The sequence below is a fragment of the ANME-2 cluster archaeon genome (assembly GCA_014237145.1).
Taxonomy (GTDB): Archaea; Halobacteriota; Methanosarcinia; order Methanosarcinales; family Methanocomedenaceae; genus Methanocomedens_A.
Genome location: JAAXOC010000032.1, coordinates 1 through 19,880, shown reverse-complemented (window position 1 = coordinate 19,880; position 19,880 = coordinate 1). Strand labels below are relative to the sequence as shown.

Genomic DNA, 19,880 nt, shown 5'->3' with positions numbered 1-19,880 from the left:
GATATCCAGCCAAGTATACAAAAACAAAATCCTCGCTAGCGCTCGGATTTTCTTGAGTACATCAAGTTATACTTGATATACTATAAAAAAACCACAGAGGTTTACAGAGAATTTAGAACTCTGTTAACCTCGAATTTTTTTTAAAAAGTGCACTTACTTAAAAAAAGCTATTTTTTTACCTGGTTTTGAATATCTACGATAAAAACCTCAAGAAGGTCATCCAGTACCGCACCATTGAGCCCGAGGTTGTCAGCAGCTTCTGCCAGTTCATGATAAGTAACACCTTCGATCTCACAGAACTTGGCTGTATAGATATTTGAGAATGCCAGAGGCATTGCAAGTGTATTCTGGATCCATTTAACCAGAATACGTGACTGTGTACCCTTATCTACTTCACTGAACGAGACATGCGAGTCGAACTCATCAACTATTTCCTGACCGTATTTGCGAAGGAACTTCTGTATCTTTCCATCATAATTTTCCATATTAGCCTGGGCTACCTTGCATATTGCCGATAAGGTCTTATTAATGTCAGCCTCACTAACATCATTTAAATGAAGAATATCAGTGATAGTCATTATGCGCTTATTGTCAGGATCGGCCATACCGTTATCCATTATTTTAACATTTGCCAGGTCCTCGATATCCAGTAGGTTCAATTCTGAAATATTGTCTGACAGAGAACGCGCATCTAAATATGAATGTTGTGTAAGTTCTGCAAATATGCAGTAGACAAGTTCATTCCAGCGGGAGTGCTCATCCTCCCATTTATAATCAGTCGGTAGAAGCTGCCGATACTGCGTATAGATATTTGAGATGCGTACTTCCAAAGCGGCAACCCGCTCAGGTTCTGTCTCTTTTGTTGATGCTTTTTTTAATTTTACCATCATAATACCTTCCTTTGTAATCTTGTATTAATTGCAGTTCCTTTCGTTTATTAGAAGAGGAATATTGCAATATCGTAAGAGTTCAGGGTTATTAAATCTTTGGTTTCAGGGAATTTTTATATTCCTCATGTCTGTTCATATCTGGTCAGTATTTTGAAATCAAATCTGTATAACAGGCTGTCCCAAAACTAAAAGCGTGTGTACAAATCAAATGAAATCTATCTCATCTGGGATAATAACATTGAATTATAATCAATGATTGCCCAATTATGATAAAATATAGCCGAATTGTATAATGTGAATTTGTTTTGGGACAGCTTGATAAGTGTATTTTAATCTTAGAAATGTGTGTAAAAAATCCCATAATGTGAATTGCAACGGTCATATTTTTAGCAAATATAAAAAATAACATAAATATAAGTATAAAAAATAATTGTTAGTATAAATTTTAGTATGAGACTGTCGAAAAAGTACCTAAAAAGCGCTTAAATTGAAACTTTCAAAATTATTATTCCAACTAAATCATCATGCAGCGCCATGTCGAGTTTAGACCGTAAAGCTGAAATATTGAAAAACAAGGCTTTTCCGACAATCTTAGTATAAATTAATTCGACATTGACCTTTTTTTTAATTTTCATCGAAACATATTAACCACATATTTATATAGTCCATATATTTACCAAAATTTATAAATATTATAGGCTGGGAAAGAGGAAGAAAGGTGATTCATCATGAATATTAAAGACATTATTACAACTTTTATTATTTTATTCACTTTCTGGGTCTTACTTTCAGCACATTTTGATCTATTCCACATTGGTTCAGGTATTATTTGTTGTGCCATAATTGCTTTTGCATCACATGACCTCCTTTTTCAGGATACAGGGGATCACCGCTTGACAAAGACCGTACGTTTCACTACTTACCTGCCCTGGCTCATATATCAGATAGTACTTGCAAATATTGATGTAGCAAAACGGGCACTTTCCCCCAGTATGCCGATAGATCCGCAGATCATTTCTTTTAAAACAAAACTTAAAAGCGAGGTCGCTCGTACCGCTCTTGCAAATTCGATAACACTCACACCAGGTACAGTTACCGTTGATATAATTGATGATATTTTCTATGTACATGCCATTGCCAAAGAGCCTGCAGATGATCTTCTAGAGGGGACGATGGAGCGTAAAATTGCTCATATCTTTATGGAGGACTGATCATGACCGGGATAATACAGATGCAGGATATCTTTTTATCAGTGGCTATTATCATAGTTATTGCAAGTTTTGTATCATTATATCGCGGAATAGAAGGTCCGGGTATTTTCAACAGGATCATTGCAGTAAATGTGATCGGTACTAAAACAATCGTATTGTTAGTACTTATAGGGTTTATCTACGAAAGACCGGATTTTTTTGATATTGCACTGGTTTATGCCATCCTTAATTTCATTATGACAATAGCAGCAACGAGGTACTAAAACGAGAGGATGATAAGTATGTTTGACTCGATTATAATCATCATAGTGGTTTTACTTTTATTAATTGGTCTATTCTTTATGCTGGCTGGCACAATTGGATTCGTGCGCTTTCCCGATTTCTATTCCAGGATGCATGCGACAGGCAAGTGTGATACGCTCGGTGAAGGGTTGATGCTGTTCGCATTAATTATTTATGAGACAGGATATGAAGGTTTATTCAAGGGTGATCTTGAACATGCATCATTCGTTAGCATCAAGATCATACTTCTGATACTTTTCATTTTACTGGCAAATCCCACCTCGACCCATGCAATTGCAAAGGCTGCGCATGATGTAGGACTACAACCCTGGAAGAAAACAGATGAGACACAATGGATCTATGATCAGGATTTGGGGACTGATGAAGTTATGAATGGAGGTGAGATAAAATGATATGGGTGCTTGATATTACCCTGCTGCTGTTTCTTGTAGTCTGCGCAATCGCTGCCATATCAATAAAAGACCTGCTTTCAGCAGTGATCATCTTATCAGCATACAGCCTGATCATGGCTATAGTCTGGGTAGAAATGCATTCGGTGGATGTAGGGTTCACTGAAGCCGCAGTAGGAGCCGGTATTACCACAGTGCTTTTTATTGCAACACTTGCCAGAACCGAAGGGAGGAGTGAAGATTGAAATTAGCTGCACTTTTGGTTGTGATATTGGCAGGCGGTATGCTTATTTATGCAGGGCAGGATCTGCCAGCGTTCGGTGATCCGGAGTCGCCAGCGTACAAGCATCCGATTATAGAGCATTACATAACCCATTCCGAGACCGAATCTGGTGTGGGAAATATTGTAACTGCTTTACTGGCAAATTATCGAGGTTATGATACTCTCGGTGAGGTCACTGTGATCTTTACTGCGGGAATGACTGTCATCCTGCTCCTTCGGAGGCGTGAGATATGAGCGGGATACAAGAAAGCGTGATCATACGCACAGTTGTCCGGATCATGGTGCCGTTTATTCAAATATTTGCCCTGTATGTCATCATGCACGGATCAAGCGGACCTGGTGGTGGTTTCCAGGGAGGTGTGATATTTGGTGCCAGCATTATCCTCTATACTATGATCTACGGCCATAAGGAAGGGAAAAAGAGGATGTCTGATAAACTTAGCAGGATACTTTCCAGTTCCGGAGTTGCCATTTTTGCATTTACTGGGATATTATGCCTGGTCTTTGGAGGAATGTTTCTCCAGTATGGCGTGGTCCCGCTGCTACCTGATGACCCGGCCCAGGTTTCCAGACTCCTTATTGATGTGGTAGAGATCGGTATAGGTATAACAGTGCTTGCTGTGATGATATCGCTATTTTTTGATGTCTCACCTCCTGAACCGGAAGAGGAAGAACTTGCAGCTTCAGAGGAGGCAGGACAATGAGCGGAATTATCGAGATAATCAGTGCTGAATTTAATTACTGGATATATGTTACACTGATGATGATCGGGTTCTATGCAATGATCGCAAAAAAGAACCTTGTTAAAAAGGTCATCGGAGCAAATATATTCCAGACAGCAATCTTTTTGTTCTATATATCACTTGCAGAGGTCAAAGGCGGCACAGCCCCTATCCTGCTCCACGGTCACGACGGTGCTGATGTGGCACATGAAGCAGTGAATGAAGTGATATATGTGAACCCACTGCCGCATGTACTGATACTGACTGCAATCGTGGTTGCCGTAAGTACAACAGCAGTAGCGCTAGCTTTGATCATCAAGATCTACCAGGAGTACGGATCTCTCGAGGAAGATGTGATCCTCGCATACAGGCGGCAACTGCAGCCTGAGTTTTCAGAGTATGCAAGGCAAAAACAGGAGGGTGAACAGTGACCGGATTTGATTTGATAACTGACCACCTGCCTGTACTCACTGTTGTAATTCCGCTTATAGCTGGCTTTTTAACACCCATGATCGGGTGGATCGACCGCAAACTTTGCTGGTACTGGGTAATGCTGACCATGTTTGCTGTACTTCTTATGACGTCAAGCAACCTTTATACTGTGATCACCAGCGGTACGATACATTATCACCTCGGCGGCTGGACTCCGCCGATAGGTATAGAATACGTAATCGACCTGCTAAACGGTTTTGTGTGTTTGATCATTGCATTTATCGGATTGATGGTGGGTATATATTCTATCGAAAGTATTAAAAAAGAACTTCCGAATAAGATTATCCCGTTCTATTCCATCTTCCTGTTGCTGATTACCGGACTTATGGGCATGACCATCACAGGTGATATTTTCAACTTTTATGTATTTCTTGAGATCTCATCACTGACAGCTTATGCACTGATAGCAATGGGTGACCGTGGAGACGGAGTAGTAGCAAGTTTCAATTACCTTATCATGGGAACAGTAGCAGCATCGTTTATCCTGCTTGGAATTGGATATCTCTATGCTGTCACTGGTTCGCTAAACATCGCTGACATGCAGGGTCTTCTACCAAGTATCTATGATAATAAGGTGGTACTTGCCGCACTTGCCTTCTTTATGGTAGGGTTCAGCATTAAGGTCGGTCTGTTCCCGCTGCATGCCTGGTTGCCTGATGCTTATACACATGCACCCTCAGCAGCCAGTGCATTGATAGCAGGACTTATGACAAAAGTCGGAGCATATGCAATGATCAGGTTCATGTTCAGTGTCTTCACACCGGAATTTGTGATAGATATAACCAGGATGGCTGAAATCCTCACCTGGGCTGCTGCGCTGGCGATTATTGTAGGATCGGTACTTGCAATAGCTCAAAGCGATATCAAGCGTATGCTTGCATATTCAAGTATCAGCCAGATCGGGTATATCCTGCTGGGTGTAGGGCTTGCGAACGTGATCGGAATGCAGGGTGGACTGCTGCATATATTGAACCATTCACTAATGAAATGCGCTCTCTTTTTAGTAGCAGGTGCCATATTCTACAAGACAGGTATTAGAAACCTGCATCAGTTCCAGGGACTTGGCAAGAAGATGCCGGTAACGACCACAGTGTTCCTGATAGCAGGTCTTTCAATGATTGGCGTACCAGGTACCGTAGGTTTTACGAGTAAATGGTATCTTGCACTCGGGTCGATAAATGCAGGGCAGTGGATCTTTGTGATCGTTATCCTGATCTCAAGCCTGCTCAATATAGTATATTTCTGGCGGGTATTTGATAATATCTGGTTCGGCCACCCGCATGAAGTTGAGCATATCAAACGAGATGAAGCACCGCTTTCTATGCTGATACCGATGGTAATACTTGCCGTACTGTGCATATTCTTCGGACTATTTGCATATTATCCGCTGCACTATGTACTTGAACCGCTGTCAAATGCACTGCTTGGAATAGGAGTACTTCCGTGAGGTGATAAATAATGGCAATAGAAACAGTTCATTCAATAACTCCCGCACTTGCAGTGCTTGTTTCGATGGTAGCATCAGTGCTGATCCTTGCATTTGGCAAATACCCGAATATCAGGGAAGGCTGGACATTTGTGGCAGCTTTTATCAAGTTCTCCTTGGTGATCTCTATGCTGCCTTTAATACTTGATGGTAAAGTAATCACTTATACAGTAATTGAGATGCTACCTAATCTACCTATTGCGTTCAAGGTCGATGCATTTGGAATACTGTTTGCAATAACATCATCATTTTTATGGATTTTCGTGTCATCCTATTCCATAGGATACATGCGCACACTTAAGGAACATGCGCAGACACGATATTACTTCTGTTTTGCGATAGCGCTTTCATCAGCAATAGGGATAGCGTTCTCAGCTAACCTGGTCACGCTCTTTTTATTTTATGAGCTGCTCACGATATCTACATATCCGCTTGTTGCACATACAGAAACTTCTGAGGCTATCAGTTCAGGCAGGAAATACCTGACATACCTGATGATAGGAGGCATATCTCTGCTGTTCTCGATCATAGTGGTTTACCATTATACAGGCACGACAGAATTTTCATTTAGCGGTATTGCCGGGCTGGAAACTCTACCAAGAACAATGCTCTTTATACTGTTTATTACATTCATGGTCGGATGCGCAAAGGCTGCGTTCATGCCGCTGCATGCCTGGCTGCCTGCAGCCATGGTCGCTCCGACTCCTGTAAGTGCTCTACTGCATGCTGTAGCTGTGGTGAAAGCAGGTGTGTTTACTGCTATACGGGTAATACTCTATGTGTTTGGAATTGACCTGATGGAAATAAGTGGTCTGTGGTTGTATATGGCATATTTTGTCTCGATAACTATCATTCTTGCCTCAATATTTGCAATGACGCAGGATAATCTTAAAAAGAGACTTGCGTATTCCACAGTAAGTCAGTTATCATATGTAGTATTGGGAGCAGTGCTGATCACGCAGCACGGCATTACAGGAGGGATGCTCCATATCCCGTACCATGCATTTATGAAGATCACGCTGTTCATGTGTGCCGGGGCCCTGATAGTGACAGCAAAGAAAGAGAATATCAGCGATATGAACGGGATTGCCAGACAGATGCCCATCACCATGCTTGCATTTACTGTTGGAGCGCTCGGAATGATCGGGATGCCGCCTGTCGGCGGGTATATCACTAAATGGTACCTGCTGCTCGGTGCTGCCGAGCTGGATAATATGATCCTGATAGGCGTGCTCCTTATCAGTGCCGTACTGAATGCCGCATACTTCTTCCCTGTCATATATGTTGCATTCTTCAAAAAACCCGATAAAGAGCTGACATATAAAGAAGCACCGCTGACCATGCTTATACCTCTTATATTGACAGCGATCATATCGATAATTATAGGTATCTGGCCTGATGCGCCGGGTATGTTCCTTGATATTGTAAATATTGCAGTTGCGAATGTAACAGGAGCAGTGATCTAACATGTGGTTCTTAGAAAGATGGCTGGAGAATCCAAAAACAGTAAAAAAATTGGTATATTTGCTTTACTTAAGTTTAATTATTGTATGTCTTATGGGAGTTGTTAATCAGTTTGCACCTTCAGCAGAGCATGAAGTAGATGAGGCAAATACAGAACACGAATCTCTTGAAGAACATATGGAACATGAAGCTGTTGAAGAACATACAGAACATGAAGCTGTTGAAGAACATGCAGAACATGAAGCTGTTGAAGAACATGCAGAACATGCTCCGTTCGTATTTGAAACGATACCAATTTTCAATGCGATATTCGGATTAATAATGTGTGTAATACTCGGTCTGGGGGCAAAGGCGTATGGACATAATCTGGTCATGAAGGAGGAGGATTATTATGACAGGTGACTTCATTACTATACCGCCTGCTGCGATATTTATTGTCGGTGCACTCCTTATACCGCTTTTTAAAGGGCGGGTACGTCAGGCATATCTCCTGTTGATACCGATCATTGCTATTATCGATGTCTATTTCATGCAACACGGTACCTACTGGTACCATCCCTTCATGGAATACGAACTGATCTTAGGCAGGGTCGATCTGCTGAGCAAGTGTTTTGGATACGTGTTCGTGATCGTTGCTCTTGCCATGACATTCTATGCACTGCATGTAAAGGAGACTGGTGAACACATTGCTGCGTTTCTGTATATAGGCAGCGCACTGGGTGTGGTATTTGCTGGTGATCTTTTCAGCGTATTTATCTTTTGGGAGGTTATGGCATGGGCATCTGTCTTTTTAGTATGGTACCGGCGCAAAAAGGCGTCGATCGATGCAGGATTCAGGTATCTAATAGTACATGTTGTTGGCGGGGTGTTGCTGCTCGGTGGTATCATTCTATATATGCAGGAAAGCGGCGGATCGATTGCTTTTAATGGTTTCGATTATGTGTCTCCTGCAACAATATTGATCCTTTTGGGTTTTATTATCAATGCTGCAGTCCCGCCACTCCATGCCTGGCTGCCGGATGCATATCCTGAGGCTACGATCACAGGTGCTGTCTTTATGACTGCATTTACCACAAAGACTGCTGTATATGTGCTTGTAAGAAGTTTTTCTGACTTTACTATAGATGGCGTTGCAATCCTTATGTATCTTGGTGCCATCATGGCGCTATATGGTGTTATTTATGCAATACTTGAGAATAATATACGAAGACTTCTTGCCTACCATATAGTAAGTCAGGTAGGTTATATGGTCTGTGGTGTCGGGATTGCCGCAAGTACCATAGGCGTAGTAAGCGAAATGGCTATTGATGGTACGGTTGCGCATGCCTTTTGTCATATCCTTTACAAAGGACTGCTGTTCATGGGTGCCGGTGCTATCATCTATATGACAGGTAAAAGCAAACTTACTGAACTTGGCGGTCTCTATAAGGTCATGCCCCTTACAATGATCTTCTATATGATCGCTGCTTTATCTATCTCTGGTGCGCCGTTATTTAACGGTTTTATAAGTAAATCTATAATTATACATGCAGCTGCGATGGACCATAATATGTTGATCTTCCTTATGCTGGAAGTTGCTGCGGTCGGGACATTTCTATCTGTCGGTCTGAAACTTCCTTACTTTGCATTCTTTGGTAAGGATGCCGGTATAAAGGCAAAGGATCCACCTATGAATATGTTAATTGGTATGGGAATCGCTGCATTTCTGTGTATCTTGCTGGGCGTTTATCCGTCCCTATTATATAATATTTTGCCTTATCCATCGGCTGTTGCTGATTATGCACCATATGCATCAGGACACCTGATTGGAACGCTTCAATTGATGTTGTTTACATATGCAGGTTTTCTGTTGTTGAAAAATAAACTCCATCCGGAAAATACTATCAGTCTTGATACTGATTGGTTCTACCGCAAAGGTAGTGTACTTTTTACATGGTTCATCAACAATCCACTTGCAAGAGGTGCGCAGTGGCCTGCTGATGCAGCGATCGTAGTTAAGAACTTTGCCGCATGGTTCAGCAAGAATCCGGCTGAAGCGCTAAGTATTATCATTGATAGGATATGCCTCTTGATATTGAATATATCACAGGGTACATCTACAGCGGCTCAGACCGCAGAAGATATGATCGATGATCGACGGAAAAATTATCCGGGGGAGCCTGTCCGCAGAGACCCGATAGGAGTTTCGGTACTGCTCGGGACGCTCTTTTTATTCGCATATCTGATATATGTGGTAATTCCTTATCTTTCGGTCTATGCAGTAATCGCTCTTGTGCTGATTGCAGTGTTTATAGGTATTGGTATGAGGATCAGGGAAATTATGCGGACTGCAGGTTTATGAAAAAAAGTAGTTTATGCCATATATTATGCCATATACTATCTTTTTACTGCATGAGAACCAATCAATATGTTGTGTTTATTTATAGGCTGACTACCAATAAAGTAATTCACATTGGTATTTTTAAGGAGATTGCATGGTTAAATGGGTTGTCGTACAGCTAAGTGATAGGGAATATCAGATACTTGAAAAACTAGATGATATTGAAGGAGACCCTTCTCAGAAGTTGAGGACACTTTTAAGAGATTATCTATTTACTATACCCCGACTTCATAAAGATTACCATATAATCCATCTTGAAGAGAAAAAGGATTTACTATTTGAAATATTGGTATCTATATGGAAAGAATATGATTCATCGACCTCACCCTTAGAGAAATGGGATGAGGAAAAGGTGAAGAGTGTACGTGATGAACTCATGGAGATCAATGCTATTCGTCCCGTAGGTCCATTTAGTTTTACTGTTACTGGTCTATTAAAAAAACCATGGTTGGCAGCGTACTATCACGTAAGCAATATATTCGAGGATTTGGATGAATTCAGTCAGGCATGCATAGCCTCAATATATGTACTGGATTTTCTATCAAAAGGTACTTTTAAATTCGAGTTACTGAAAAACAGCACAATACTATTGAATGAATTATTTATGTTTTCATATGCAGTGGCCAGGAAAAAGGCTCACGAAACTCAAGAATCATTTAAACGTAGAAGCAGTTCACCCTGTTCTGACGACCAGCTTACGGCCTGACTGTATGCTTTTAATGTCAGTCCTGCCTGTTACGTTGATATCACCCGTACACTCGGCAGCCCTTGCTGAAACCATGGGTCGTATGATCATATTGCCACCGGCATAAGCTAAACCACCGACCTTTGTCCTGTCCAGGAGGGTAAGATTGCCGACAACCTTGATGTTGCCCTTTATATCGCAATCAGCACCTATTGTTGCCTTCTCAGCAATAACATCACCCTTTACCTTTGAGCCTTTGCCCAGTACAAGGTTACCTTTTACCACAAGGTCTCCCCAGAAGTCGCACCCCATGCCCACCACGGCATTTCCCGGTAGGTTCACTTCATTTTCAAAAAATGAGAATTTTTTAATTATGAATGTTTCAGATTCCGGATGTCTTTTTATGAATTTTGGGTCCATGAAAATCACTATCTAAGAATATTACTTATCACTATCTTTAACTACTTTGAATAAACTTAAACTTTTGGAACTTTCAATCGATTGAAAAATGTAGAGATGGAAAACATGACGCTTCAAATAGGCAGAATCATTCGGGCAAATACTATCAGTGATGCCTGGTACAGAGGGATAAACATGATCTGGAACCAGGGACATGATGTTACGGACGAGCGGGGTAGCAAGATAAAGGAATACCTGAACCTGATGATCGTTGTCAAGGACCCTTATACTGACCGGATACCGGCTGATATATCCTGGAATGAGGAGCGGCTTGAGGAATATGCCAAACAGTTGATTACCGGGGAGAATGTCCAGGATTTCGAGTATACCTATGGGCAGCGCCTGCGTAACTGGAACGGGCAGATTGACCAGATTGCATATGTGATAGACAAACTCAAGCACAATCCGACAACCCGCAGGGCCACCGCAGTTACCTGGGTGCCCACTGTGGATACGGTTGTTGACGAGGTGCCCTGCATGATCATTGACGATTTCAAGATAAGGGGGGGAATGGTCAATTTGACTACACTGTTCAGGAGTCATGATTTTGCCGGGGCTTATCCTGCTAACTTATACGGTTTGTCTAGGCTGCTGGAGTATGTTGCCGACGAGGTGGGTGTTAAGCCTGGCATGATCACTACTATCAGTGCCAGTGCACATATATACGAACATGACTGGGATATGATCGAGGAAATCCTTTGATGCCGGGATTTGAAAAACATTAATAAGGGTTGGATACCCCATGTGTAATTCTACTGAATATAAGTGTAAGTATGATATTAATTCATTTAAGTGATGTTTATGATTAGTGCAAAATCCGGTGAAGTGAAAAAGTACAAAAGAAAGTGCGTTGTACTGAATGTGCTTGAAGCTAAAGCATGGCGGAATGTGAGCGTCCTTGACTCTAAAACAAAAGAGAAATACTTTTTCGGGAAGGTTAAGCAGGCACCGCCAGAGATCAATGTGGGGGATGAACTTTATATCGGGTATGAGGAGTTGCCCTACGACCTACCCGATGGTTCAAGTAAGATAGTGCTTATGAGCCTGGATGGTTTGTTACTGGACTGGGCAATGATCACACCACATTAGGGTTACAGCTCCTGTTACATTAAGGCTACAGCTCCTGTTAAATTAAGGTTACAACGCCTGTTACATTAAGGTTAGGGTACCTGTTATATGAGGTTTTGCTCTTTCAGGCTCAGGTACCTGCCGTTCCCGATTATGATGTGGTCATAGAGCTCGATACCCACGATCTTGCCGGTGTCTATGAGCTTGCGTGTGATATCTATATCGTTCTGGCTGGGTGCAGGGTCGCCGCTGGGGTGGTTATGGGCCACGATGATGGCAGCGGCGCTTTCCTGGATAGCGGTCTTGAACACCTCGCGGGGGTGGACAATATTGGCGTTCAGGCTGCCTATTGATACGGTCTCCTCACAAATGAGCTGGTTTTTAGTATCCAGGTGCAGGGCAATGAATGACTCTTTTTTCTGCTCACGCAGTTTTGGATAGATAAACTGGTAGGCAGCTTCGGGACTGCTTATACGGGGTTTTTCCTCTTCAGTGAAGGTCTCAAGCCTGCGGGCCAGTTCGAACAGTGCGGTTATCTCAGCGGCCTTGGCGGCTCCAACGCCATGTATTTCCTTCAGTATGGTGGGAGATGTGCGGCTGAGTTGCTGAATGTTGTATGTGGCCAGTATGCGGCTGCAAAGGTTCAGGACGTTCTCGCCTTTGGTGCCGGTGCGCAGGATAATGGCTAGCAGTTCTGAGTCTGAGAGTGCGGACGGGCCGTTTTTTAGGAGCCTTTCCCTTGGCCGGTCCTTGGGGTGGATGTCCTGGATCCTGATATGGTATTCAGACATGTGGATTGCTGTAGAAATTTCTGGGTATATAAGGAGTGCGATTTTTACTGCTGACAATGAATTGCACTACCTTGCCGATTCGATAAACGGCTGAGTGACAGAAACCGACCTTCGTCTCAATCTATACGGCCCTACAAAGCAATTTATCTGGGATTCGGACTATGGCGGTGCCACAGTCGGCTGATCGAATGCACCAGAACAAGAACAAATGTGTATTTAATTTAGTAGATACATGCCTATATGTGTATTTAATTTGATAGATACATGCCTATAAGATATAAATAATACATAAAACTTAATCAAACTTATATACTATAGCATCATTTTTTCCATATATGCCCACACCAACCAAATGGGATACACTATTGTATTTACATTTCACAAACAGTGCCACATTTAACGAACTGTCAGCAACATTGAGAGTTAACATATTTTTTGAGAACTTGAACAACAGGATGCTCTACAAACGGCTGGGCGAACTAATTGATGCAGAACTGGTTATCAGGAAAAGGAACACAACTAAAAAACAGACAGTCTACAATATTAACCGCGGGAACCCCAGCCTCAATAATTATATGGCATTTTTACTGTGGTCAATGAAAGAAGGTCTTGACTATAACATTTTACTTTCCAAAAGAGCACAGGACATTGTATTTTCAACAATAGGGCACGGTCCTTCGACTCTTAAAACACTGCATGAATACACAGGCAATTCAAAAAATACCCTCAAAAAATACATCAGGATACTTGAAAGAAATCGGTTTGTCAGGATAATCAAACAAAAACCCCTCTGCATTGACTTTAACCTGAATGATAGGACGCTGTTCTACCTCACCCTGATGCAGCCCCCCTGCTCCCTTGCAGAAAAGACAGGGAAATATAGCAGACTTATCAATGAGATTGATACTATAAAAGAAAGGATTTCAGGTTCGAATGAGCTCATGGAACTAGTTATTAAGATGCATATATATTCAACCACGGTAACTGAGGGAAATACTGCAAATAAAGACGATGTGGAAAGGGTAATGAAAGACCTGCCAACATGGCTTACTCCCAGGGAAATTGTAGAGATAAGGAACACCTTTGAAGCTGTTAAACATCTGAATAATCATATTAAGGGACTTAGTATGGACTTTAGTAAGGACTTTGGGCAGGACATGGACCTTGAACCGAATAGCGAGAACATAAAATTGTATCACCGGATACTGATGGGAGGCCTGATTGAAGAATCTGGGGAATACTATGCCTCTCCCGGAAAAAGGATTCTTGGTTCAAAATTAAAACTTCCGGCCACCATTGAAGAGATCGAATATGAAATTGTAGCAATTGTCAATTTTTACAAGATGTACAAGGAACACTTACATCCCCTGCTACTGGGTGCATTCATACATTTCCTGCTTGTAACAGTTCATCCTTTTAAGGACGGCAACGGCAGGGTCACAAGGATAATACATTCGATGGTACTGCTAAAGGCGGGATACCCGCTATTTGTTTTTGACCCTGATATGAAGAACAGGTACTTTGACATGCTCGAAGTGGGACGGCTGGAGAACCTTGATGGATTCGTGGGTTTTATCCTGGAAGAATACAAGAATGCACTGGAAGAGTTAGCTGACAGTAAGGAGCCTTGACCGATGGCGCAGGGCTGAACGATGGCTATAAGAACACAGCCGTACCACGAATATCTTACCCTGCTTATCAAACAGAACAAACACATACTGTATCAAAAACATAACATATTAATATCAATTAAATAGTTTGTTTGATACTTACCCAAAACTTTCAAATTTACAGGACAGTTGAACTGCACAAAATAACTCCGGAGATATATATTTGTTTGATAAACTGCTGGGAAAAAAGGAACTTGAAGAACACATCCGAACACTGGAAGCTCAGATAGAACAGTTGAGGTCTGAAAATAAATCCACTTCGGCCCGGCTGGTATCCAAAGACGAAACCACGCGTAAAGCTATATCCCAAAAGCAGGTTGTTGAAGAAGAGCTAAACAGTGCAAAGAAGAAAATAGAGACCCTGGAGCATAAAATAACAGCATTTAGCAAAGATACATCCCTGGATATTACCTTTCGAAACGTCAGTAGTATCCCTATTAAATCCATGGCTAAGTATGTATACCAGATAGGGTCCATGCGGGCACTGGATAATGGCCTGGTCACAGCATACCTCCAACCCGGGCAATCAGTATCGGACCTGGAAAACGGACGTGAACTACTGGAATCTCTTGGACATGAAACCGCTGGCCTGGTCGATAAGATCGTTTCTCCTACAGGGGTTGCGGTCTTCTATGATACGCTCGACATGGTAAGGGCAGTTGTGGCACCGTTTTTACCAGTGGACGTATCTTCCTGGCAAATGGATGCCAGGTTTGATGCCGTACCCTTACAGGAACTTATTGATCGAAAGGTAAACCTCTGTGTTCTACTTGCTCATGCAGGAGAGTCATTTATTGGCATTACTGACAACCCTGGATCATTTGCAGACTACCAGATCGTAAGAAGCAGCGTTAAGGGAAAGCATACCAAAGGTGGCTGGAGCCAAAGAAGGTTCGAGCGGCTGCGGGATGAAGATATCCAGCATCATGTAAAAAAGGTGAAAGATGCGCTAAAGAAGATGGTTGACGGATCGGGTACTGAAATTACTTTTATATTAACAGGGGGAGAGTCCAGGCTGGTATCCGGGATATTGGCGGATTTTAATTATCCGGTTGTGGATAGAAGATTTGATGTGGTAGTTGATAAGAAGATGATCGATAGAATATTAAAAGAAGTATGGTCTTCAAAGCGGTATGGGATATGATAAGTCAGGAATAATACTCTATTGACTTATATTTGTTTAATGTTCTCCCCGTTAAGGTGTAACTGTTCCATACGGTTGGTTGCCACCCAGGCTGCACCGATACGGACGGTGGGTCAGTGCAGGTTAATGTATAACTGTTCCTCAAGGCTGGCCTGCCACCCTGACGCCCTGACGCCCTGACGCCCTGACGGGCTGCGGTGGCAGGGAAAAGTGCAAGTATAGTTAAGGCCACAAAAAAGATAAGATAGTTATCCTCTCTCAACCACGACCATTACATCCCCGATCTCCAGCACATCAACCGCATGTCCCTCTGACATGATCTCACGCTCAAATTCCACAGCCGCAGGTTCCAGCGTAATCGTCTCACCCTTAACCTCAAGTTCAACGACCCCGCGTGCTGCCTGTTGTGCGATTGATCCAGGGTCGGCTGATTTCAGCGCACCTATGATGGCCCCGGCCCTGTCCCTGAACTTCGGACCGATAATGCTCATCCTGGGCTTCACGCCGCTGACCCGGTACTCGAACTCGGGCTCCCCCTCCATCACCTCAATATCAGCGCTCACCGTACCCGCAATATCGGTCACATCCTCAATGCGCCCGTATACCCTGAGTCTTCCCAGTGGCGCATTCAATGCCATGCCCCTATCAGATTTGAAGCGCCTGATTGTGGCCGTGATCTCCTTCACCTGTTCGCCTGAAACCTCTGCCTCCGGGTCAATGGCAGCTTCATCCACATCCGGCCAGCTTGACTGGTGCACACTCTGCCGGTGCAAAAGTGAGAACACTTCCTCTGCGAAATAGGGGATGAAAGGTGCAAGCATCCGTGCAAGGGCATCCACTGTAAAATACAGGGTCTGTTGTGCCGCACGCCTGGCATCGACATCTTCACCGTACAACCTGGACTTGATCAGCTCAATATAATTATCTGCCAGGGTCTCCCATGCAAAACCCCTTATATTCTTCATGGTCTCGTCGAACTGGTATGCATCCATGCTGTCAGTGGCTTCCTTGATAAGGGTGTTCAGTTTACTCAGCAGCCAGCGGTCGATCGTCCTGTATTCCACATCACCACCGGGCTGGAAGGCCTCAAGATGTGGCATGCAGAACCTGACAATGCTCCAGAGTTTCTGCTGGAAACGGTTTCCAGCTACTACATCCTTCCAGCTGAACATGATATCTGACCCCGTAGACCCGCCAATGGCAGCCCACTGCCTGAAGGCATCCGAACCATACTGCTTGACCGCTTCTTCAGGCATCACGATATTGCCCAGGCTCTTGCTCATCTTCTGCCCGTCCTCACCCAGCACCATGCCATTTATTACAATATCGTCCCAGGGGGGTAGACCCGTTAGTGCGCTTGCGCGCAGGATGGTATAGAAAGCCCAGGTCCTGATGATATCATGACCCTGTGGCCTCATCTGGGTAGGCAGCCTCACATCGTCACGTGACAGCCAGCCTGATACGTTCAGGGCCGAGATGGACGAGTCCATCCAGGTATCCAGTACGTCCTCCTCGGGTGAGAACGAAGTGGAGCCGCACTTACAGGCTTCAAGCGGCTGGGAGTTGTTAGGGTCCAGGGGCAGCCATTCCTCATTTGCCACCATAACCTCGCCGCACTCATTGCAGTACCACACCGGGATGGGTGTGGCAAAGATACGCTGCCTGGATATGCACCAGTCCCATTCCATTGTACCGGTCCAGTTCTTGAGCCGTATCTCCATATAGGGCGGCACCCAGTTGATCTTAGATGATTTTGATATGATGTCGTCAGCATCTATCTTCACGAACCACTGCCGCTCTGAAAGTATCTCGATGGTCGTTTTGCAGCGCCAGCACAGTCCCACATTCTGGTCCAGGCTCTCCTGCTCATAGATAATGCCTGCATCCTTCATGTCCCTTGTGATGGCCTCCTTACACTCGGTGAGGTTCATCCCCTCGTATTTGCCTGCAATGGAGGTCATGATGCCCTGTTTGTCAATGGCTTTGCGAATCGGCAGCCCCAGTTCGGCCCACCATCTCACATCCTGCTTATCGCCAAATGTACATATCATAACCACGCCTGTACCGAATACGGGGTCAACCTCAGAATCGGACAGCACCTTTACCGTATGGCCGAATATGGGTACCTCAATTTCCTGGCCCACATACTTGTTGTACCTGTTATCGTCAGGGTTCACTGCCACTGCCACACAGGCTGCCAGCAGTTCGGGCCTGGTGGTGGCCACATCGAGTTCATCGAAATGGAAATAGTTCAAAGTGGTCTGCCTGGCATCATATTCCACTTCGGCAAATGCGATGGCTGTCTCGCAGCGGGGGCACCAGTTCACAGGATGGTCTGCCTGGTATATCCGGCCGCTATTGTACATCTGTACAAAGGAGTGCTGGGTCTTGCCGTAGTACTCTGGCTTCATGGTGATGTACTCATTGCTCCAGTCGATGCTGAAGGCCAGCCTGCGCATAGTACCGCGCATCTTCTCTATGTTACCGGCTGTCAGTTCTTCACACAGCCGCCTGAACTCAGCACGCGGCACCTGGTTCTTGGTGATGTTGTGTATCTCCTCCACCTTGACCTCGGTAGGCAGGCCGTGGCAGTCCCAACCCTGTGGGAACATCACATTATATCCGCGCATCCGTTTGTACCTGGCAACGAAATCTATGTAGCACCAGTTCAGGGCATTACCTATGTGGAAATTGCCTGTGGGGTAGGGCGGTGGCGTATCAATAATATACTGCGGTTTCTCAGAATCCCAGTCAAAGTAGTTCATCGAATCTTGCCATTCCCCCATCCACCTGGGTTCGACCTCCTGCGGGTTATATTCTTTTGGCAGTTGTGTTATAGACATATAATGCTCCTTTTGAAGTGTGAAATTTGGTATTTACTATGATGTGAGTATGAACACAAAACACGCACAAGATAAATATTATTATCGGTGTTGCAGCAGGTTGCCGTGAATGTCTATCTCACCACGAAGAACCCTGGTTGAGGATATGGGACGACCGTCACATGCCAGCACGTACTCTACAAGCTCAATGTTAATGGGTTGTTTCCCCTGTTCAGCCCGCCGTGTATTTATCAGGTGTGCCGTTGGTTCGGTCTCAGGTGAGACTATAAGATAATCAAAATCCTCGTATATGGTTGGGCCGAAGGGGTCATCCAGCCTGACTGTGAGCGGGCTGGCTCCTAAAGTATCCTGCATAAAACCCATTACTGCCTGCTTTCTGACCTCCCAGTCTTCTACTTCATGGTATTTTTTCCCAGCCATTTCGTTAGAAGTTATACCGATCAGCAGTTCGCCGCCGCTGCTTAACTGGTGTGCCCTGGCAAGCAGGGCCTTGTGGCCGTCATGTAAGGGATTAAAGGTACCGCCTACTGCAACTCTTGACATAAATGTGTCCTATTGCAATGAGGCACAATAATAGTTGTCGATAAAGTTATCAATAATTCCCTTTATTGCCGCGGGTGAGATACAGTGTGACTAAAGCGGTACACAGCACCAGCACTACCATGTCTGCATAGGTCTGTTCACTCAGCAGGATGTATTACATTTTGCGGCTTATGGGATACAGCAGCATGATGCCGTCGGCAGCCACTCCGGTCACTACTACTTCATTGATCTGGCTGGCCGCTGTATCATTGGTGATTGCAATGTCTATGATCTGCCTGATGTTACCTTTTGACTTGACTTTCAAAGATGTAGTGAAAAACATTATCAAGCAACCCAATCAATGTATGACCTATCAAAACATAAACTCTCTCGCTATCGATTTACCCACATTCACATAAATTTCCCCAAATCCAGCAGAGAGAACAACCTGGCTTGTTTTGCATCCATCTCCTCAACAACCAAATCAACCTTGCCCTTGACACCCGTCTTCCCCTGCACAAAAGCAAGACGAATTCCTCCTAACTCCTCCACAAGCCGTCTAAGGCTCAATCCAAGAAATTTGCACTTCCATGCCAAATATCTGTAGAAAATCATCCCAATAATACACAAGAAAATGTGTGCCCTGATATTGAAATCCTTATGATGATTAATTGGACCAACCGGAACAAGAAGTACATCATTCAACAACTTGAAATCATCCTCGACAAGATACTTCTGGTTGTAGGTCTTTGCTATCTTTTCGGAATGCCAGATATGCATATCAGTAAAGACAATAGTCTTTCCAAAACCTGCGTAGCGTAGCTCTTCCACTTCATCCTCAATCCATATCTCCAAACCCGGTTTTTTCTTACCTTCTGGTATCTCACCAACCTTATGGCCAAATACTGATCTGAAATCCTTGTGAATGATATCATTGAATTCCCACTCCACGCTGCTTTTATCCCTCTCCTTTCCCCTATTGCTCCCCAGCCTCCTCTTCAGGTCTTCAAGCTTATCACATATCTTAGCTTTGCTTGCCTCATAGCTCTTCTTGCTACTTTTTTTGCCTCCTTATGCA

Annotated in this window: 23 protein-coding genes; 16 read left to right on the top strand and 7 right to left on the bottom strand. The window is 43.8% G+C overall.

Annotated elements, in window-relative coordinates:
- Nucleotides 1-167 precede the first annotated feature (167 nt).
- The gene (locus HF974_04100; protein MBC2697521.1) at nucleotides 168-890 is read right to left on the bottom strand and encodes a hypothetical protein; all 723 of its coding nucleotides are present in this window, start codon (nucleotides 888-890) and stop codon (nucleotides 168-170) included.
- 728 nt (nucleotides 891-1,618) lie between these two features.
- On the opposite strand from HF974_04100, the gene HF974_04095 reads away from it, so the two are divergent.
- The 12 genes from HF974_04095 to HF974_04040 all read left to right on the top strand — a co-directional run bounded on the left by HF974_04095 (nucleotide 1,619) and on the right by HF974_04040 (nucleotide 10,326).
- Nucleotides 1,619-2,101 (top strand): Na+/H+ antiporter subunit E, encoded by a 483-nt coding sequence (locus tag HF974_04095; GenBank protein MBC2697520.1) that lies wholly within the window; start codon nucleotides 1,619-1,621, stop codon nucleotides 2,099-2,101.
- A gap of 20 nt (nucleotides 2,102-2,121) precedes the next feature.
- Entirely contained in the window at nucleotides 2,122-2,364 is a 243-nt protein-coding gene (locus HF974_04090; GenBank protein ID MBC2697519.1) for a cation:proton antiporter, read from the top strand.
- An 18-nt stretch (nucleotides 2,365-2,382) separates the two neighbouring features.
- A complete protein-coding gene (locus tag HF974_04085; GenBank protein MBC2697518.1) occupies nucleotides 2,383-2,796 on the top strand; it encodes a cation:proton antiporter in 414 nt (137 codons plus the stop codon).
- A complete protein-coding gene (locus tag HF974_04080; protein ID MBC2697517.1) occupies nucleotides 2,793-3,038 on the top strand; it encodes a DUF4040 domain-containing protein in 246 nt (81 codons plus the stop codon). Before HF974_04085 ends, HF974_04080 begins: the two co-directional genes overlap by 4 nt.
- On the top strand, nucleotides 3,035-3,310 hold the full coding sequence (locus HF974_04075; protein ID MBC2697516.1) for a hypothetical protein: 276 nt from the start codon (nucleotides 3,035-3,037) through the stop codon (nucleotides 3,308-3,310). Before HF974_04080 ends, HF974_04075 begins: the two co-directional genes overlap by 4 nt.
- Nucleotides 3,307-3,780, top strand: coding sequence for a Na(+)/H(+) antiporter subunit B (locus HF974_04070; GenBank protein ID MBC2697515.1), 474 nt, complete (start codon nucleotides 3,307-3,309; stop codon nucleotides 3,778-3,780). The genes HF974_04075 and HF974_04070 overlap by 4 nt, the downstream gene beginning before the upstream one ends.
- Complete coding sequence (locus HF974_04065; GenBank protein ID MBC2697514.1) at nucleotides 3,777-4,229, top strand: cation:proton antiporter subunit C; 453 nt, start codon at nucleotides 3,777-3,779, stop codon at nucleotides 4,227-4,229. The genes HF974_04070 and HF974_04065 overlap by 4 nt, the downstream gene beginning before the upstream one ends.
- Nucleotides 4,226-5,737 (top strand): monovalent cation/H+ antiporter subunit D family protein, encoded by a 1,512-nt coding sequence (locus HF974_04060; GenBank protein MBC2697513.1) that lies wholly within the window; start codon nucleotides 4,226-4,228, stop codon nucleotides 5,735-5,737. Before HF974_04065 ends, HF974_04060 begins: the two co-directional genes overlap by 4 nt.
- 11 nt (nucleotides 5,738-5,748) lie before the next feature.
- Entirely contained in the window at nucleotides 5,749-7,242 is a 1,494-nt protein-coding gene (locus HF974_04055) for a monovalent cation/H+ antiporter subunit D family protein (GenBank protein MBC2697512.1), read from the top strand.
- Nucleotide 7,243: 1 nt separating this feature from the next.
- Nucleotides 7,244-7,642 (top strand): hypothetical protein, encoded by a 399-nt coding sequence (locus tag HF974_04050; protein ID MBC2697511.1) that lies wholly within the window; start codon nucleotides 7,244-7,246, stop codon nucleotides 7,640-7,642.
- Nucleotides 7,632-9,581, top strand: coding sequence for a Na(+)/H(+) antiporter subunit D (locus HF974_04045; GenBank protein MBC2697510.1), 1,950 nt, complete (start codon nucleotides 7,632-7,634; stop codon nucleotides 9,579-9,581). Before HF974_04050 ends, HF974_04045 begins: the two co-directional genes overlap by 11 nt.
- Before the next feature lie 133 nt (nucleotides 9,582-9,714).
- Entirely contained in the window at nucleotides 9,715-10,326 is a 612-nt protein-coding gene (locus tag HF974_04040; GenBank protein MBC2697509.1) for a hypothetical protein, read from the top strand.
- Here HF974_04040 and HF974_04035 read toward each other — a convergent pair.
- On the bottom strand, nucleotides 10,294-10,725 hold the full coding sequence (locus HF974_04035) for a polymer-forming cytoskeletal protein (protein ID MBC2697508.1): 432 nt from the start codon (nucleotides 10,723-10,725) through the stop codon (nucleotides 10,294-10,296). The genes HF974_04040 and HF974_04035 overlap by 33 nt on opposite strands.
- Before the next feature lie 96 nt (nucleotides 10,726-10,821).
- Between HF974_04035 and HF974_04030 the strand changes: the two genes are divergently transcribed.
- Both HF974_04030 and HF974_04025 read left to right on the top strand, forming a co-directional pair.
- On the top strand, nucleotides 10,822-11,466 hold the full coding sequence (locus tag HF974_04030) for a thymidylate synthase (protein ID MBC2697507.1): 645 nt from the start codon (nucleotides 10,822-10,824) through the stop codon (nucleotides 11,464-11,466).
- 99 nt (nucleotides 11,467-11,565) lie between these two features.
- Nucleotides 11,566-11,853 carry a hypothetical protein gene (locus HF974_04025; protein ID MBC2697506.1) on the top strand — a complete coding sequence of 96 codons (288 nt, stop codon included), beginning with the start codon at nucleotides 11,566-11,568 and terminating at the stop codon, nucleotides 11,851-11,853.
- A gap of 83 nt (nucleotides 11,854-11,936) precedes the next feature.
- Here HF974_04025 and radC read toward each other — a convergent pair whose 3' ends face one another.
- Nucleotides 11,937-12,623, bottom strand: coding sequence for a DNA repair protein RadC (gene radC, locus HF974_04020; GenBank protein MBC2697505.1), 687 nt, complete (start codon nucleotides 12,621-12,623; stop codon nucleotides 11,937-11,939).
- Between the two features lie 335 nt (nucleotides 12,624-12,958).
- Between radC and HF974_04015 the strand changes: the two genes are divergently transcribed.
- Both HF974_04015 and HF974_04010 read left to right on the top strand, forming a co-directional pair.
- The gene (locus HF974_04015; protein MBC2697504.1) at nucleotides 12,959-14,254 is read left to right on the top strand and encodes a Fic family protein; all 1,296 of its coding nucleotides are present in this window, start codon (nucleotides 12,959-12,961) and stop codon (nucleotides 14,252-14,254) included.
- Nucleotides 14,255-14,456: 202 nt separating this feature from the next.
- Nucleotides 14,457-15,437, top strand: coding sequence for a hypothetical protein (locus tag HF974_04010; GenBank protein MBC2697503.1), 981 nt, complete (start codon nucleotides 14,457-14,459; stop codon nucleotides 15,435-15,437).
- A 248-nt stretch (nucleotides 15,438-15,685) separates the two neighbouring features.
- Here HF974_04010 and HF974_04005 read toward each other — a convergent pair whose 3' ends face one another.
- The 4 genes from HF974_04005 to HF974_03990 all read right to left on the bottom strand — a co-directional run bounded on the left by HF974_04005 (nucleotide 15,686) and on the right by HF974_03990 (nucleotide 19,753).
- Entirely contained in the window at nucleotides 15,686-18,280 is a 2,595-nt protein-coding gene (locus HF974_04005; GenBank protein MBC2697502.1) for a valine--tRNA ligase, read from the bottom strand.
- Between the two features lie 81 nt (nucleotides 18,281-18,361).
- Nucleotides 18,362-18,823, bottom strand: coding sequence for a phosphopantetheine adenylyltransferase (locus tag HF974_04000; protein MBC2697501.1), 462 nt, complete (start codon nucleotides 18,821-18,823; stop codon nucleotides 18,362-18,364).
- A gap of 154 nt (nucleotides 18,824-18,977) precedes the next feature.
- A complete protein-coding gene (locus tag HF974_03995; protein ID MBC2697500.1) occupies nucleotides 18,978-19,145 on the bottom strand; it encodes a hypothetical protein in 168 nt (55 codons plus the stop codon).
- Between the two features lie 68 nt (nucleotides 19,146-19,213).
- Nucleotides 19,214-19,753 carry a hypothetical protein gene (locus HF974_03990; protein ID MBC2697499.1) on the bottom strand — a complete coding sequence of 180 codons (540 nt, stop codon included), beginning with the start codon at nucleotides 19,751-19,753 and terminating at the stop codon, nucleotides 19,214-19,216.
- Between the last annotated feature and the right edge of the window lie 127 nt (nucleotides 19,754-19,880).